Below are 15210 nucleotides of genomic sequence, written 5' to 3' on the forward strand. Positions count from 1 at the left end.
TCGGGGTTGATCCGGATCATTTACTCGGCCGGGCCACCTGTGGTGGAGTGGCGCTGCCCGGCGGTGGGGTGACCCGCCGCACGGCGCCGCCCCGCCAGGGGCACCGCCCGGAAGGGTGGGAGTTTCACTGACGCAAAGGGGGAGAAGTCATGTCTCAGGAAACACTGTTCAAGCGCATCATGGTGCCGGTGGATCTCACGCACCGCGACAACCTCGGCAAAACCTTCAAGGTCGCGGGCGACCTTGCCAAGACCCATGGCGCCTCGATCACCTATGTCGGCGTGACCTCGACCGTGCCCTCTTCGGTGGCAAACTCGGTCGAGCAGTACACCTCGAAGCTCGAAGCGCTGGCCGCGGAGGAAGGCAAGGCGCATGGGGTCGAAACCTCGGCCCATGCGATCCCGACCACCGACCCGACTGCGAACGTCAACCGGCTGCTGCTGAAGGCCGTGGATGACACCGGTGCTGACCTGGTCGTCATGCAGAGCCACATACCCAACGTGGTCGACTACATCTGGGCCTCGCACGGTGGCCACATCGCAGAACACGCCAATACCTCGGTGCTGATCGTCCGCTAGAGATACGGTCACGGCAGGGCGACGCCATCGCCCTGCCCCGCCAAAAGAAACGGCGCGCCCCGCAAGGGACGCGCCGCTTTTTCGTGCCGGGGTCCGCCGAAGCGGGAGGCCTTACGCCTTGGACAGGCGCTCGGCGACGTTTTCCCAGTTCACCAGGTTGTCCAGGAAGTTCTGGAGGTAGGCCGGGCGCTTGTTGCGGAAGTCGATGTAGTAGGAGTGTTCCCACACGTCGCAGCCCAGAAGCGCGGTCTGGTTGAAGCAGACAGGGTTCACGCCGTTCTCGGTCTTGGTAACCTTGAGCGTGCCGTCGGTGTCGACGACGAGCCAAGCCCAGCCGGAGCCGAACTGACCGCCACCGGCTGCGGCGAAATCTTCCTTGAACTTGTCGACGGAGCCGAAGGCGTCGGTCAGACGGCTCTCAAGCTCGGAGGGCATGTCGTTGGTGCCGGGGCCCATCATTTCCCAGAACTGGGTGTGGTTCCAGTGCTGCGAGGCGTTGTTAAAGATGCCGGACTGGGCAATCGCCTTGGGGTCGTAAGTGCCCTTGATGATGTCCTCGACCGACTTGCCTTCCCACTCGGTGCCCGAGATGGCCTTGTTGCCGTTGTCGACATAGGCCTTGTGGTGGATGTCGTGGTGATATTCCAGCGTCTCCTGGCTCATGCCCTTGGAGGCCAGCGCGTCGTGTGCGTAGGGAAGATCGGGAAGTTCGAAAGCCATTGTTACACCCCTCGTTGGTCGCGGCGTTAAAGATATGACATACCTGTAGGCAGGTCCGGGGAAGGTCAAGGCCGCCCCCGTTGTCTATTTCTTAAACGCCGCGCCGGTCAGAAATGTTTCACCGCGCTTCCGTTTACCGCAGCGGTACAGAGGAGGTCGTAGACGTACCGCGCCACCGAGCGGAAACAGATCAGGTCCGCTGTTCCCTCCTGCTCGAGCCAGAAGGCGGCGGCGACCTGTGCCAGCCGCGTGCGGCGCACCTCGCCCACCTCGAAATGATCGGGGCGCATGTCCACGGGCGCGAGCTTGGCCAGCACCTCGCGCACCATGAGCGGATCGCCTTCGAGGCGGAAGATGGCGCGGGCGTCCGAGACGTCGGCGACAAGCGCGTGCTGCCCGGCAAGCTTGGCCTGCATCTCGGCCACGGTGCTGGCCGATTTCGCGCGGGGCACGAGAATCAACCGTTCATCCGGCGACATCCAGAGGATGCCGGTGCCGTTCGAGACGGCGGCCCGGCGCAGGGCCGGGTCCTTGGTGCCGGTGACCGCCGTGGCGGCTTCGCGCGCATCGGTTGCATCCTCGGGGCAGCGCAGGACGATCATGCCCTGCGGGCCGGTCTCGGTCACGCGCACCAGCCCGTCGAAGCTGGCGCCTGCAAGGGGGGTGACGGGCTCAGACATTCTGTTTCTTCCCTTCCGGATCAAAGAAGACGGCGTTGACGATGCGGGCCTCGGTCATGGTGGTCCCATCGGCGGCGGCAAAGGAGATCACCTCGCCCATGCGGTCGGGCCCGTTGTGCACGAGGCCCATGGCGATGCCCTTGCCCAGCGTGGGCGAGAAGTAGCTCGAGGTCACGCGCCCTTGGGTGTTGCGCTGGCCGTTGCGGGTCTTGCCATCGGTTGGCGCATAGGCGCCGTCGGGCAGGACCGAGCCATCGAGGGTTTCGAGGCCCACGAGCTTCCAGCGGTCGGCGTTGTCCATGAAGCTGCGCTCTTGCGCGCGCTTGCCGATGTAGTCGTCCTTCTTCTTGGAGATCGCCCAGTCGAGCCCGAGATCCTGCGGGATCACGGTACCGTCGGTTTCGTCCCCGATCATGATGAAGCCCTTCTCGGCGCGCATGACGTGCAGCGCCTCGGTGCCGTAGGGCGTGGCGTTGAATTCGGCGCCCGCCTCCATCAGCGTATCCCAGAGCGCACGGCCCTGCCCCGCCGGCACGGCCACCTCGAAGCTGAGTTCGCCCGAGAAGGAGATGCGGAAGACGCGGGCCTGGAGGCCGCCGAGCGTGCCGTCGGCCCAGGTCATGAAGGGCATCGCCTCGGCCGAGAGGTCCATGCCGCCGAGCTTTTCCAGCACCTTGCGGGCGTTGGGGCCGACCACGCCGACCTGGGCATATTGCTCGGTCACGTTGGCGGTGTAGACCTGCCAGTCCCACCACTCGGTCTGGAGCCATTCCTCCATGTGGGCATGGATGCGGTCGGCGCCGCCGGTGGTGGTGTGCACGAGGAAGGTGTCCTCGTCGAGGCGCGCAACGACGCCGTCATCGCTGAGGAAGCCGTTTTCCGAGCACATGAGCCCGTAGCGGCAGCGACCCACGGCCAGCTTGCTCATGAGGTTGGTGTAGAGCATGTCCATGAAGCGGCCCGCGTCGGGGCCCTTCACGAGGATCTTGCCCAGCGTCGAGGCGTCGAGCAGCCCGAGGCTGTCGCGCGTCGCGGTGATCTCGCGATGGACGGCCTGCTCGGAGGACTCGCCCGCCTTCGGGAAGCAGTAGGGACGGCGCCAGTGGCCGACGGGTTCCCACTGGACGCCATGCGCCTCGTGCCAGTCGTGCATCGGCGTGCGGCGCAGCGGCTGGAAGACGCTGCCGCGCGCCTCGCCCGCGATGGAGCCCATGGAGATAGGCGTGTAGGGCGGGCGGAAGGTGGTGGTGCCGACTTGGGGGATCTCCTCGCCCAGGGCATTCGCAAGAGTCGCGAGGCCGTTGAGGTTGCTGAGCTTTCCCTGATCCGTCGCCATGCCGAGCGTGGTGTAGCGCTTGGTATGTTCGACGCTTTCGAAGCCTTCGCGCGCGGCAAGCTGCACGTCGGTCACCTTGACGTCGTTCTGGTAGTCGAGCCAGGCCTTGGCGCGGTACTCGTAGGGCGCGCCTTCGGGCATCATCCAGACGGGACGCGGGGCGGCTTCGACCGGGGCGCTGGTTTCCGGCACGGCGGCATCGCCCGCGGCGTGGCCCGTGGCGGTGGCCGCGGTACGGCCGCCGACCGCCCCGTCCGAGAGCGTCTCGGACAGGTAGAGATAGCCGTTGGCGGCGCCTGCCGGGGTGACGAAGGGCTTGCCGTCGGCGCCGGTGGGCGCGCGGTCCGTGTCGGGGCGGAAACAGGCCTGCGCCTCGTCCCAGAAGAGCTTGCCGCCACAGTGGGACCAGAGGTTCACTACCGGGGACCAGCCGCCGGACATGGCGACGCAGTCGCAGGCGATTTCGTCGATCAATGCGCCCGAGCCCGCGATGCCGCAGGTGGCGACGCCGGTGACGCGCTTGCCGCCCTTGACCTTGCTGATGCCGCGGCCGGTCTCGACCCGGATGCCCATCTCCTTGGCCTGATCCATAAGCGCGCCGCCGCCGTATTCGCGGGCGTCGAGCACCGCGGGCACGTCGAGGCCCGCGCGCTTGAGCGCGATGGCGGTGCGGTAGCCGTCGTCGTTGGTGGTCACGACCACGGTGCGGTCGCCCACGGCGACGCCGTAGTTGACGAGGTAGTCGCGCACGGCGCTGGCGAGCATGACGCCGGGAATGTCATTTCCGGCGAAGGCAAGCGGGCGCTCGATTGCACCGGTGGCGGTGACGACCTGCTTTGCGCGGATCCGCCACAGACGGTGGCGCGGACCGGGTTGCCCGGGCGCGTGGTCGGTCAGGCGCTCGTAGCCCAGCACGTAGCCGTGGTCGTAGATGCCCGCGCCCATGGTGCGGGTGCGGATGCGGACGTTTGGCATCGCTTCGAGCTCACCCACGGCCTTTTCGATCCAAGCGTCGGGGTCGAGACCGTCGATCTCGCCGCCGTCGACGGGGGTGCGGCCGCCCCAGTGAGCGGTCTGTTCGAGCAGGAGCACTTCGGCGCCGGCGCGCCCGGCCTCGAGCGCGGCCTGGAGACCGGCGACACCGCCGCCCACCACGAGAACATCGGTGTAGGCGTAGAAGTGTTCATACGTGTCGGGGTCGCGCGCCTCGGGGTGCGGCGCCTTGCCGAGACCCGCGGACTGGCGGATGAAGGGCTCGTAGACGTGTTTCCAGAGCGGACGCGGATGGATGAACATCTTGTAGTAGAAGCCCGCGGGCAGGAAGCGCGACAGATGCGCGTTCACCGCGCCCACGTCGTATTCGAGGCTCGGCCAGTGGTTCTGGCTGGAGGCCTTGAGACCCTGGAAGATCTCGGTCGTGGTGGCGCGGGCGTTGGGTTCGTGGGTGTCGCCCTGCCCGAGGTTGACCAGCGCGTTGGGTTCCTCGGCGCCCGAGGAGACCACGCCGCGGGGGCGGTGGTACTTGAAGCTGCGCCCCATCATCATCTGGTCGCCCGCGAGCAGCGCCGAGGCGAGCGTGTCGCCGGCATAGCCCGAGAAGCTGCGGCCGTTGAAGGTGAACTGGACGGGCGTGCTGCGGTCGGTCAGGCGGCCGCCGTGGGAAAGACGGGTGCTCATCGGTCGTGGCTTTCGAGTGGTGTGGCGGACCCCTGCCCGGTCGTCGGGCGCGTGTGGTTGCGGGCGGACCGGGGCTCTGCCCCGGACCCCGGAATATTTGTGCCAAGAAGAAGCATCAGGCGATGTCCCGCCATGTCCAGCCGGGACGCTTTTCGCTGATCTTGTCGCGCAGCGCCTTCGGCGGCTCGGTGGTCTGGGCGGAATAGGTGCCGAAGACCTCCATGGTCACGGTGCAGCGGGCCGCGTGGAACCACTTGCCGCAGCCATGCACGTGGCGCCAGCGTTCAAAGTGCACGCCCTTGGGGTTTTCGCGGAAGAAGAGGTAGGCCTCGAAATCCTGATCCTCGCTGCCGGGGCCGAAGCGCGACAGATGCGCCTCGCCGCCGGGGGAGAGTTCGGTTTCCTCGGCCTGAACGCCGCAGTGGGGGCATTGAATGGTCAGCATGGGGCACCTCTTGTGGCCCCATGGGGGGCCGGTCGGGTCATGCGCCCGACCGGCGAATGGGCCGGGCGATCAGTCCGTCGATGCGGAGCCTTCGGAACCGCCGGACGTGTCGGCATCTGCCGCGGCATCGCCGCCGCCTTCACCTGCGCCATCGGACGCGGCGCCCGACGAGGCACTGGCCTCGGGCGCTTCGACGGTGACGTTGGTATCGCCGCCCGCTTCGCCGCCCGTGCCTGCGCCCATGTCACCGGCGCCGCCGGCAAAGAGGAAATAGGCGATGACGAGCACGGCCACGACAAGGCCGCCGACGATGAATGCCATCCCCGAGCCGCGCGATTTTTCGACGTGGGTCTCACGGGTGACGTGGGTGTCTCTGTTGTTTTCGGCCATGGTATGTCCCTTTTGGAATATTGGCCGAAGAACAACGGGCGCGCGGGTTCGTTCCCGGGACGCACAGTGGATGGGCGGAAAGGCGCGCAATTCATCAGTGGGCCACCCCGGCGGCAACGCTTTCGTCGATGAAGCGGCCTTCGCGGAAGCGGCCGAGCGAGAACTCGTCGCAGAGCGGCGAGGTGCCCCTGGCCATGAGTTCGGCAAAGCCCCAGCCGGAGCCGGGGATGGCCTTGAAGCCGCCGGTGCCCCAGCCGCAGTTGATGAAGACGCCCTCGACCGGGGTCTTGGACAGGATGGGCGAGCGGTCGCCGGTCATGTCGACGATGCCGCCCCACTGGCGCAGCATCTTGAGGCGCGAGACCATGGGGAAGGTTTCGACCAGCGCGCGGACGGTTTCCTCGATGTGGTGGAAGGAGCCGCGCTGGGTGTAGTTGTTGTAGCCGTCGGCGCCGCCGCCGATGACCATCTCGCCCTTGTCGGACTGGCTCATGTAGCCGTGCACGGTGTTGGCCATGACAACGCAATCCATGATCGGCTTGATGGGCTCGGAGACCAGCGCCTGGAGCGCGACGGATTCGATCGGCAGGCGGAAGCCCGCCATGCCCGCGAGGTGGCCCGAGTGGCCGGCGACCAAGATGCCGAGCTTGTCGCAGTCGATCTGGCCCTTGGTGGTGTCGACGCCGGTGACGCGGTCGCCGTCGCGGCGCACGCCGGTGACCTCGCACTTCTGGATGATGTCGATGCCCATGTCGGAGCAGGCGCGGGCGTAGCCCCAGGCCACGGCGTCGTGGCGCGCGGTTCCGGCGCGGGCCTGCCAGAGACCGCCGAGCACCGGGTAGCGCGGACCGTCAAGGTTGATGATGGGCACGATTTCCTTGACCCGCTTGGGGCTCACGAATTCCGTGTCCACGCCCTGCAGCGCATTGGCGTTGGCGGTGCGGCGGTAGCCGCGGACCTCGTGCTCGGTCTGGGCGAGCATGAGCACGCCGCGGGGCGAGTACATGACGTTGTAGTTCAGGTCCTGGCTCATGGTCTCATAGAGACTGCGCGATTTCTCGTAGATCGCGGCGGAGGGGTCCTGCAGGTAGTTCGAGCGGATGATGGTGGTGTTGCGGCCGGTGTTGCCACCGCCGAGCCAGCCTTTTTCGATCACCGCCACATTGGTGATGCCGAAGTTCTTGCCAAGGTAGTAGGCCGTGGCGAGCCCGTGGCCGCCGGCACCGACTATGACCACGTCGTAGCGCTTTTTCGGCGTCGCATTGCGCCAGGCCCTCTCCCAGCCCTGGTGGTTGGAGAGAGCCTGCCGGGCGACGGCAAAGACGGAGTAGCGTTTCATGGGCATCGAATCCGCGTCAGGAGTGCTTTGGACGTAATGGACCTCAGCACGTCGCCGCCGCCGATCACAACCGTCACAATTCGACGCGGTTGCGACATGGCGGCCTGATGCGGCCATTTGGCCTTTTTTCCCGTGCCTTGCGCCTTTAGATGCAAGGCGATGTATCGGGGGAAGCCATGACGCTGTTCTGGGTATTGACGGGTGTGCTGTCGCTTGCGGTGACCGCGCTTCTGGCGATGGCACTGCTGCGCGGACGCAGGCAGACGGGGCCGGCTGCGGCCTACGACCTGCAGGTCTACCGCGACCAGCTCAAGGAGATCGACCGGGATGCCACGCGCGGCGTGATCCCGGCGGAGGAGGCCGAGCGCCTGCGCACGGAGGTATCGCGGCGGATCCTGGCCGCCGACGCCAAGGCCGGCGAGGCCCGGCCTGCGGGCGGTCAGTCGGGTGCCGTTTCCACGGTCGCGAGCGCGGTCATGGTGCTGGTGGTGCTGGGCGGGTCCTTCGCGCTTTACACGTGGCTCGGGGCGCCGGGCTACGGCGACCTGCCTCGCGCCGAGCGGCTGGCCGCGGCGGAGCGTGCGCGCACCGACAGGCCCTCGCAGGCGGATGCTGAGGCCGGTGTGCCCGCGCAGCCCACCCCGAACGTGTCGGGGGATTACATGGAGCTCGTGGAGCGTCTGCGGCAGGCGGTCGATGACCGGCCCGAGGACATCCGCGGGCTGCGGCTTCTGGCGCGCTCGGAGGCGGCGCTCGGTAACTACCGCGCCGCTTACAAGGCGCAGGAGCGGATTCTGAGCCTGCGCGGCGATGATGCCACCGCCCAGGACTACGCCGATCTTGCCGACATGATGGTGCTGGCCGCTGGCGGCTACGTCTCGCCCGAGGCTCAGAGCGCGCTCGAGGGGGCGCTGGCCCGTGATCCTGGCAACGGCGTGGCGCAGTATTACGGCGGGCTGATGATGGCGCAGATCGGCCGGCCCGACATCGCCTTCCGCATGTGGGACCGGCTGCTCCGCAGCAGTGGGCCGGACGCGCCTTGGGTGCCGCCGATCGAGGCGCAGATCCGTGACGTCGCCTGGCGCGCGGGCGAGCGGGACTACCAGTTGCCCGAGCGCGCCGCCCCTGCCCCGGTCGAAGGCCTGCCCGGCCCCAGCCGCGAGGACATGGAGGCCGCTGGCGATCTCAGCGAGGAGGATCGCGCGCAGATGGTCGAGGGCATGGTCGACCGGCTTTCCACCCGCCTTGCCGAAGAGGGCGGCACCGCCGAGGAATGGGCCCGGCTGATCGGGGCACTCGGCGTGCTGGGACGCTCCGAACAGGCGCAGGCGATCTACGCCGAGGCGCAGGGCGTCTTCGGAGATACGCCGGAGGCCATGCAGATGATCGATGAGGCCGCGGCGCGCGCGGGGCTGTCGCAATGACGCTGCTGCACGAGGATATTGCCGGGTTCGCAGGCGCCCTGCCCCGCGGCTCGGCGCTTGCCGGGCTCGATCTTGGCGACCGGACCATCGGCATCGCGGTCTCGGACCGGATGCGTAGCGTGGCAACGCCCTTGCAGACGCTGCGGCGCAAGAAGTTTCGCGCCGATGCCGAGGCGCTGATCGCGGCGCTGGAAAGCCGCGAGATCGGTGGCATCATCCTGGGCCTGCCGGTAAACATGGATGGCAGCGAGGGGCCGCGCTGTCAGTCGACGCGGGCCTTTGCGCGCAACCTCGCGCCGATGTGGAAGCGCCCGATCACATTCTGGGATGAGCGGCTGTCCACGGTGGCGGCGGAGCGGGCGCTGCTCGAGGCGGATACCTCGCGGCGCAGGCGTGCGGAGCTGATCGACCATGTCGCTGCGTCCTACATCCTGCAGGGTGCGCTCGACCGGCTGCGCAACATGGGCGAATCGTGATAGGGACCGCCGGTCCCGCGGGATCGCGGACGATCTGAGAGGTGAGCAATATGGGCAAGCGCGACGGAATCGAGAGCCCCTGCGTGAAGATCTGCGTGGTCGAGCCGGAAAGCCGGCTTTGCACCGGGTGCCTGCGCAGCACGCGGGAGATCGCCATGTGGTCGCGGATGAGCCCCGAGGAGCGTCGCGATATCATGTCCGAGCTGCCGGACCGTGCCTCAAAGCTGACGCGCCGCCGCGGCGGACGCCGGGGCCGCATGGAGCGCAGTGGCCTGGGGCGCGGCTCCGAGTAACGGCCGGGCGACGCGCGCCGGTCAGTTTTCCGATGACAGCCAGTCACTGATGCCGCCGGGCAACTGCGGGCGGAAGTAGGCGATCATGCGCCCCTCGGGCGGTGCCTTGGCCCCGTCGCGCCATGGCGCCACGCCGTGCAGCAACAGCCGATGCAGCAGAATGGCCTCTCCCGGCCGGGCGGTGATCTCGACCCGGCGGCAGGTCTCGAAACAATGGCGGCGTGCGGCCTGGTAGACCTCGGTGACATCCACATCGGGCCGTTCGGTTTCCGGCACACCTGCGAAACGGGCGGCAAGGGCTTTGCGCATGATCTCGTGACTGCCCTCCCAGACGACCAGCGGGCTTGCACCGGGATCGCAGAGGGTCAGCGGCAGGCCGAGGATGAAGGCATGGGGCTCGGTCGCGCAGCGGCGGCGGTCGGGGCCGTGGCGGGTGACGCCATCCACATGGGCGGCGTCGCGGCGCAGCCGGTAGCGGAAGGCGGCCTCCCCCTCGCCGCGGCGGGGCCGCGGGTAGCCGGGATAGGTCACCGAAAGCTGGGCGGGATGCAGGGGCGGCAGCGGGCACAGGTGATCGATGACCGTTCCGGCAAGCGATGTGCCGGCGATGGACCCGTCCGGCGCGTTGGGCAGCGCATCGACACCGACGAACCACGTGCCGTCGCAATCGAGCCAGCGGGCCCGCAGCTCGGGGTCGGCAGTTGCCGCGCAGGCCGGTTCCAGCGCTGCGGCAGCCCAGGTCGCGGTGGAGGGGTCGTGGTCGAAGAGCTGCCAGCCCGGCCCTTGCCGCACCCCCTTCTCCGTCATGCGGCGCGGGGGAGCGCGTCCAGCGCCTGTTCGACAAGCTCCGGCCCGGCCCCCGGCAGGTGGGCGCCTTCGGAGAGCACCCGCCGCCAGTGGCGCGCGCCCGGGCGCCCGGCAAAGAGCCCCAGCATATGACGGCTGACCTGCGCGAGCTTGCCGCCCGCGGCGAGGTGGGTGTCGATGTAGGGCAGCATGGCGCGGGCCACGTCCTCGGGCGCGCGCGGCAGGGGTGTGTCGCCCCAGAGCTTGGCGTCGGCATGGCCGAGGATGTCCCAGGGCCGATGGTAGGCCGCCCGGCCGACCATGACCCCGTCGAGCCCCTGCGCCAGGAAATCCTGCACCTCGTCGAGGCTTTCCACCCCGCCGTTGGTGGAGATGTGCAGGTCCGGGAAGTCGCGCTTCATCCGCAGGACCAGAGCGGGATCGAGCGGCGGGATATCGCGGTTTTCCTTGGGGCTGAGCCCCTGCAGCCAGGCCTTGCGGGCGTGGATGATGACACGGCGGCAGCCAGCGGCGCGGATCTTCTCGAGGAAGTCGGGCAGGATCACTTCGGGGTCCTGCTCGTCCACGCCGATGCGGCACTTGACCGTGACCTCGACCGAGACGGCATCGCGCATGGCCGCGACGCAATCGGCCACGAGCGGCGCCTGCGTCATGAGGACGGCGCCGAAGGTGCCCGACTGCACCCGGTCGGAGGGACAACCGCAGTTGAGGTTGATCTCGTCATAGCCGGCCCGCTCGCCCATGCGCGCGGCCTGCGCAAGCTCGGCCGGGTCCGACCCGCCCAGTTGCAGCGCGAGCGGATGTTCGGCGGCGTCGTGATCAAGCAGGTGTGTCGCCCCGCCGCGTACCAAGGCCGGGGCCGTGACCATCTCGGTATAAAGCAACGCGCGCCCGCTGAGAAGCCGGTGAAAATATCGGCAATGGCGGTCGGTCCAGTCCATCATGGGCGCGACGGACAGACGGGAAGCCGTTGATATCTCCTTTTTTCTTTTTTTCTCAGCCACTTCGGCGCACCTTCAGCTCGTCTCGTTTCCGCTCATTATGGACCAAATCAGTCGATTTTGACACTGGATTTGGTCCTGTGGACCAAATACAGTTCCATGGACCAAATGGGGAGACCATCATGGGCTCGATCACCACGCGCAAACGCAAGGATGGACATAACAGCTACAGGGCACGTGTACGAGTGATGCGCGAGGGCACCGTCTATCATGAGACGAAGACTTTTGACAGACGTCCAGCTGCGACCGCCTGGATAAAGAAACGCGAGAAAGAGCTAGCAAGACCTGGTGCGCTGGAAGAGTTGAACGCATCCGATCCCCCGCTGTCCAAAGCGATCGAGCGCTATACCGAGGAAGCCGTGAAGGACATCGGCCGCACGAAAGCGCAGGTCCTCAGGACCATCACCACCTACCCGATCGCCGATCTGCCCTGCTCCACCATCAAGGCGAAGGATATCATCGAGTTCCTTCAGTCACTGCCTGGACAACCGCAAACCGTCGGGAACTACGCGAGCCATCTCGCCTCCATTTTCGCCATAGCCCGACCGATGTGGGACTTTCGACTGGATGACCGGGAGATGAGAGACGCGATCACCGTCGCGCGCCGCATGGGGATCATCTCCCGTTCTGCGCAGCGGAACCGCAGGCCCACCCTTGATGAACTCGACCGGCTGCTGGCCCACTTCATTGATCGGCGCCAGAGAACGCCTCAAGCCATGCCCATGCACAAGGTGATCGTTTTCGCTCTCTTCTCGACGCGCCGACAGGCAGAGATCACCCGGCTCACCTGGGATGACTTTCAGAAGGAGCACAAGCGCATCCTGGTCCGCGACATGAAGCATCCCGGCGAAAAACTCGGAAACGATACCTGGGTCGATCTGCCTGAGGAGGCCATTCGGGTCATCGACAGTATGCGCAAGAGCAAGGCTGAGATCTTCCCCTACTCCCCGGACGCGATCACGACCAACTTCACACGCGCTTGCAAGCTACTCGGGATCGAGGATCTGCACTTCCACGATCTGCGCCACGAAGGCATTTCCCGGTTGTTCGAGATGGGTTGGAACATCCCCCATGTCGCGGCGGTCAGCGGACACAGGTCTTGGGTTAGCCTGAAACGCTATACGCACATCCGAGAAACAGGCGACAAATATGCAAACTGGCCGGGAATGCAGGTCGCAATCGACAGAGCCTGAGCTCAGCCCGCCTTGCCGAAGGTTCCCCAGCCTGAAACTTTGAAGGAAGCTCAAATAGGCCACACTCCAAGCGATCTGCCTTCAAATTATCGAAGTATCGTTGGTTGCGGGGGCAGGATCTGATCACAACTTGCGCCCCGAGCAAGTAAAGATGGTTGCGGGAGGGCGCACCCATCATAACTTGCCACTGGACGGTCGGCCCATGGGGCCAGATGATGTTAGAGATGTATCTAAGAAAATTGCGATGGTTGTGGGGATTTCCCGCGGTCTGGAATTGCTATTTCGAGCGGTAGCTTAGCCTTGGCGGAAACGCGACAGCACTCTTGAGCGCTGCCCTCCGAAGGTGGAGGTTTAAATCCCGATAACGCGTCACTACTTCGTTGGTCTTTCAAACAACGTAAGAAACTACCGGCCCCGTTCGCGGGGCCGGTAGCCAAATTAGGCTGTCAGAGCAGAATTCCCACCGTCGTTCTTCCAGCGCCGCCAGGCGGGAAAGGCCAGCGCGAGCACGCCGAGGGCCACATGGGCAAGCGCGATACTGAGCGTGAAGCCGGCTACGAGAGCCCATGGGCTGATCGCAGCCCAGACACCCGCAACCATACGCGCCCAGTCAAGCCCTTCATGCGGTCGCCAAAGCGCAATTGCGGCAAGCACTGCGATCAGTCCTCCTGTCAGTAGGGCGCTCCAGAAGGCAATATCGGTCATCGTGACGACGAAGGGCAACCCAGCGAGGGCTAGGCCCGCGAGAAGGCTGATGCCGTCGCCAAGCTTGTCATAGTTCGTGGTCCAGGTCTTGCTCATGGTGTTACCTCCTTTCTCTTCACCAGGGATTCAATGCGGCCGAGCCAGCCGCTTGGGCGCCGGCGCAGGCAGGAAGGGCAACAGCTCCTCCTGCGAAATCGCACCGGTCGCGATCTCTTCCAAGGCAAGCTCTTCGGTTGCTTGCCGTTTAGGTTCGACCCGCGGTTCTGCCCCGGCCCTCAGCGCCCGGCTGCGGGCGCTCGCGGCGAGGACCAGTGCGAAACGATCGGGCACCGCCTGCTGGGCATCAATTGCAACGAAGGGATTCATGCCGCCCTCCCTTCCTCAACGGATGGATACAATCCGTCGGCGGCCACCGCCGCTTCAAGCGCCAACAGCGCTCGTTCAACCTCGGCAAACTGCGATGCACGCTGGTTTTCCGGCATGCCTTCGGTGCTGGCGACATCCTGAAGATACTCCGTGTAGGCCCAGTTCATCAGGATAGAACGGCGAGCCTCCAACGACAGGCTGGCGTCCGAAGCAACTTCAATGGGAGAACGCCCATCATCGCCGCCTTTCGGATCGCCCCGCCGTTTTGCGCCGGCCATCGCGTCACGATAGGTTTGCCGCATCTCGGACAGTCCGAGCCGAGAGAGCGTGGCATCGGACCACAGCCCGGCCTGCCTGTCCCGTGCCCGGGCGGCACGGCGCGCGGCTTCGCCTGCCGGCAGATGCACCTCGTAAGCCACCCCCAGACGCTTTGCATGGCGAATAGCGGCTTCCAGCGTCGGAAAGCTAAGGTCTATCTGCTGGATCGTGTCGTCGCCACCCGTCCAGCCCATCAAAGGCTCGAGCCAAGGACCGGTCCGGCGTGGAAAGCTCATCTTCCAGCCCTTCGTACGCGTGCGCCCCGAGGTCATCGCCGATTTCGACGGTTTCCATATCCGGGCGACCGCATCGTCCGGCAGAGAAGAGTCCCAGTCTGGTCGCGAACCGGCCTGACTCAGAATGGGTGATACATGTGATTGTCCTGTGAAATCTCCGCTGATCACGTTCATCTCTTAGCCTCCAGATTGCAGGAAGGGCGTCCGGCCGCCACCCGAGCGGCCGGAACGTCCCGTTCTGGGTCCAAGCTGGTTCAGGCCGCGACCGGTTCCGGCTCTGGAGCTGTCTCGAGCTGCCTGGTCTCGAGACCCTCGGTCGCCTCAGCCGACGCGATCTCGATCCGACGCGGTTTGAGTTCCTCGGGGATCTCGCGCTTGAGCTCGACGGTCAGCAAGCCGTTCGACAGCGTGGCCGCTTCGACCCGGACGTGATCGGCCAGTTCGAACCGACGTTCAAACGACCGGCCGGCGATGCCACGATAGAGATAGCTGACACCGCCGTCACCTTCGGGCGTCTCCTTGCGGCCCGACACGATCAGCATGTTCTTGTCTTGGGTCAGGGTCAGATCGTCTTCGGCAAAGCCCGCCACCGCCATGTCGATGCGATAGTCGTCCTCGCCGGTCTTGACGATGTCATAAGGCGGCCAGTTGTCGAGCGTCTCCACTCGACGGGCTGTCTCGAGCGCGTCGAGCATACGGTCGAAGCCAACGCTCGAACGGAACAGAGGTGCAAAATCAAGTGTCGTTGCCATAGCCATATCCTCCTTTGAGCAACATGGGTACAGACATCGGGAGCACCGCAGGAGCGATGTCCCGCTTTATGGCCGATCCCCATCTGGGCGATCTGCATAAAGTGATTTGGAACAGCACCTTACGGTTTCAAGAGGATGCTCGGAAACTTTTTTCTACGAACAGCTCTCCTATATTTCTCTTGCTTCCTTGTAGCATTCGAAAGGAGGAGATCATGACCGAAAACGACGTGAAAAGCATCCTGGGTCCCGGCACGGACCCCACGCTTCTGTCTGATATTCTGCGCACCGGCGCCGACGCCTCCGAACTTGCCTGTGCCAAGGCCTGGGTCGAGGCGGACGAGGCGCAGGTCGATGCCCATAGCCCCTTCCCATCGGGCCGGGTCGCCCGGCTGGTCGAATTGCTCGAAGCCGATCAGGAAGAAGATGATCTGCAGTAGCAGAAATCGGGCTGGCGCAGACGATGGCGCCAGCCCG

Annotated in this window: 18 protein-coding genes; 6 read left to right on the top strand and 12 right to left on the bottom strand. The window is 65.9% G+C overall.

The features are described 5' to 3' along the window. Window positions 1-149: 149 nt before the first annotated feature. Entirely contained in the window at window positions 150-578 is a 429-nt protein-coding gene (locus tag C8N44_RS13470) for a universal stress protein (protein WP_244641083.1), read from the top strand. Between the two features lie 111 nt (window positions 579-689). Here C8N44_RS13470 and C8N44_RS13475 read toward each other — a convergent pair whose 3' ends face one another. From C8N44_RS13475 to C8N44_RS13500, 6 genes are all read right to left on the bottom strand, one after another. Beyond that, window positions 690-1298 (bottom strand): superoxide dismutase, encoded by a 609-nt coding sequence (locus C8N44_RS13475; protein WP_107977302.1) that lies wholly within the window; start codon window positions 1296-1298, stop codon window positions 690-692. A 107-nt stretch (window positions 1299-1405) separates the two neighbouring features. Continuing rightward, window positions 1406-1978 carry a sarcosine oxidase subunit gamma gene (locus C8N44_RS13480; protein WP_107977303.1) on the bottom strand — a complete coding sequence of 191 codons (573 nt, stop codon included), beginning with the start codon at window positions 1976-1978 and terminating at the stop codon, window positions 1406-1408. Further along, window positions 1971-4991: a sarcosine oxidase subunit alpha family protein gene (locus C8N44_RS13485; protein WP_107977304.1), complete on the bottom strand. Its 3021-nt coding sequence runs from the start codon at window positions 4989-4991 to the stop codon at window positions 1971-1973. The genes C8N44_RS13480 and C8N44_RS13485 overlap by 8 nt, the downstream gene beginning before the upstream one ends. A 115-nt stretch (window positions 4992-5106) precedes the next feature. Further along, window positions 5107-5436 (bottom strand): sarcosine oxidase subunit delta, encoded by a 330-nt coding sequence (locus C8N44_RS13490; protein WP_107977305.1) that lies wholly within the window; start codon window positions 5434-5436, stop codon window positions 5107-5109. Between the two features lie 69 nt (window positions 5437-5505). After that, complete coding sequence (locus C8N44_RS13495) at window positions 5506-5826, bottom strand: hypothetical protein (protein WP_107977306.1); 321 nt, start codon at window positions 5824-5826, stop codon at window positions 5506-5508. A 94-nt stretch (window positions 5827-5920) separates the two neighbouring features. Then, entirely contained in the window at window positions 5921-7165 is a 1245-nt protein-coding gene (locus tag C8N44_RS13500; protein ID WP_107977319.1) for a sarcosine oxidase subunit beta family protein, read from the bottom strand. 176 nt (window positions 7166-7341) lie between these two features. Between C8N44_RS13500 and ccmI the strand changes: the two genes are divergently transcribed. The 3 genes from ccmI to C8N44_RS13515 are packed head-to-tail and all read left to right on the top strand — an operon-like array spanning window position 7342 to window position 9358. Further along, entirely contained in the window at window positions 7342-8589 is a 1248-nt protein-coding gene (ccmI, locus tag C8N44_RS13505) for a c-type cytochrome biogenesis protein CcmI (RefSeq protein WP_107977307.1), read from the top strand. Further along, window positions 8586-9065: a Holliday junction resolvase RuvX gene (gene ruvX / locus C8N44_RS13510; RefSeq protein ID WP_373282714.1), complete on the top strand. Its 480-nt coding sequence runs from the start codon at window positions 8586-8588 to the stop codon at window positions 9063-9065. Before ccmI ends, ruvX begins: the two co-directional genes overlap by 4 nt. Window positions 9066-9115: 50 nt before the next feature. After that, complete coding sequence (locus C8N44_RS13515; protein WP_188758740.1) at window positions 9116-9358, top strand: DUF1289 domain-containing protein; 243 nt, start codon at window positions 9116-9118, stop codon at window positions 9356-9358. 21 nt (window positions 9359-9379) lie between these two features. Here the strand turns inward: C8N44_RS13515 and C8N44_RS13520 are convergent, their stop codons facing one another. Both C8N44_RS13520 and dusA read right to left on the bottom strand, forming a co-directional pair. Continuing rightward, window positions 9380-10150 (bottom strand): hypothetical protein, encoded by a 771-nt coding sequence (locus C8N44_RS13520; protein WP_107977321.1) that lies wholly within the window; start codon window positions 10148-10150, stop codon window positions 9380-9382. Between the two features lie 11 nt (window positions 10151-10161). Continuing rightward, entirely contained in the window at window positions 10162-11169 is a 1008-nt protein-coding gene (gene dusA / locus C8N44_RS13525; protein ID WP_107977309.1) for a tRNA dihydrouridine(20/20a) synthase DusA, read from the bottom strand. Window positions 11170-11288: 119 nt separating this feature from the next. Here dusA and C8N44_RS13530 point away from each other — a divergent pair, with 119 nt between their 5' ends. Further along, window positions 11289-12359 carry a site-specific integrase gene (locus C8N44_RS13530; protein ID WP_043869992.1) on the top strand — a complete coding sequence of 357 codons (1071 nt, stop codon included), beginning with the start codon at window positions 11289-11291 and terminating at the stop codon, window positions 12357-12359. Window positions 12360-12797: 438 nt separating this feature from the next. Here C8N44_RS13530 and C8N44_RS13535 read toward each other — a convergent pair whose 3' ends face one another. The 4 genes from C8N44_RS13535 to C8N44_RS13550 all read right to left on the bottom strand — a co-directional run bounded on the left by C8N44_RS13535 (window position 12798) and on the right by C8N44_RS13550 (window position 14736). Further along, the gene (locus C8N44_RS13535; RefSeq protein ID WP_052453269.1) at window positions 12798-13160 is read right to left on the bottom strand and encodes an SPW repeat domain-containing protein; all 363 of its coding nucleotides are present in this window, start codon (window positions 13158-13160) and stop codon (window positions 12798-12800) included. Between the two features lie 30 nt (window positions 13161-13190). Beyond that, window positions 13191-13430 (bottom strand): DNA-directed RNA polymerase subunit omega, encoded by a 240-nt coding sequence (rpoZ, locus tag C8N44_RS13540; protein WP_052453270.1) that lies wholly within the window; start codon window positions 13428-13430, stop codon window positions 13191-13193. Then, window positions 13427-14158, bottom strand: coding sequence for an NADH dehydrogenase ubiquinone Fe-S protein 4 (locus tag C8N44_RS13545; protein ID WP_082033237.1), 732 nt, complete (start codon window positions 14156-14158; stop codon window positions 13427-13429). The genes rpoZ and C8N44_RS13545 overlap by 4 nt, the downstream gene beginning before the upstream one ends. Before the next feature lie 80 nt (window positions 14159-14238). Next, a complete protein-coding gene (locus C8N44_RS13550; protein WP_043869993.1) occupies window positions 14239-14736 on the bottom strand; it encodes an Hsp20 family protein in 498 nt (165 codons plus the stop codon). A 212-nt stretch (window positions 14737-14948) separates the two neighbouring features. Between C8N44_RS13550 and C8N44_RS13555 the strand changes: the two genes are divergently transcribed. Beyond that, window positions 14949-15173, top strand: a complete 225-nt coding sequence (locus tag C8N44_RS13555; protein ID WP_043869994.1) for a hypothetical protein — start codon at window positions 14949-14951, stop codon at window positions 15171-15173. Window positions 15174-15210 lie beyond the last annotated feature (37 nt).

The sequence above is a fragment of the Allosediminivita pacifica genome (assembly GCF_003054175.1).
Taxonomy (GTDB): Bacteria; Pseudomonadota; Alphaproteobacteria; order Rhodobacterales; family Rhodobacteraceae; genus Allosediminivita; species Allosediminivita pacifica.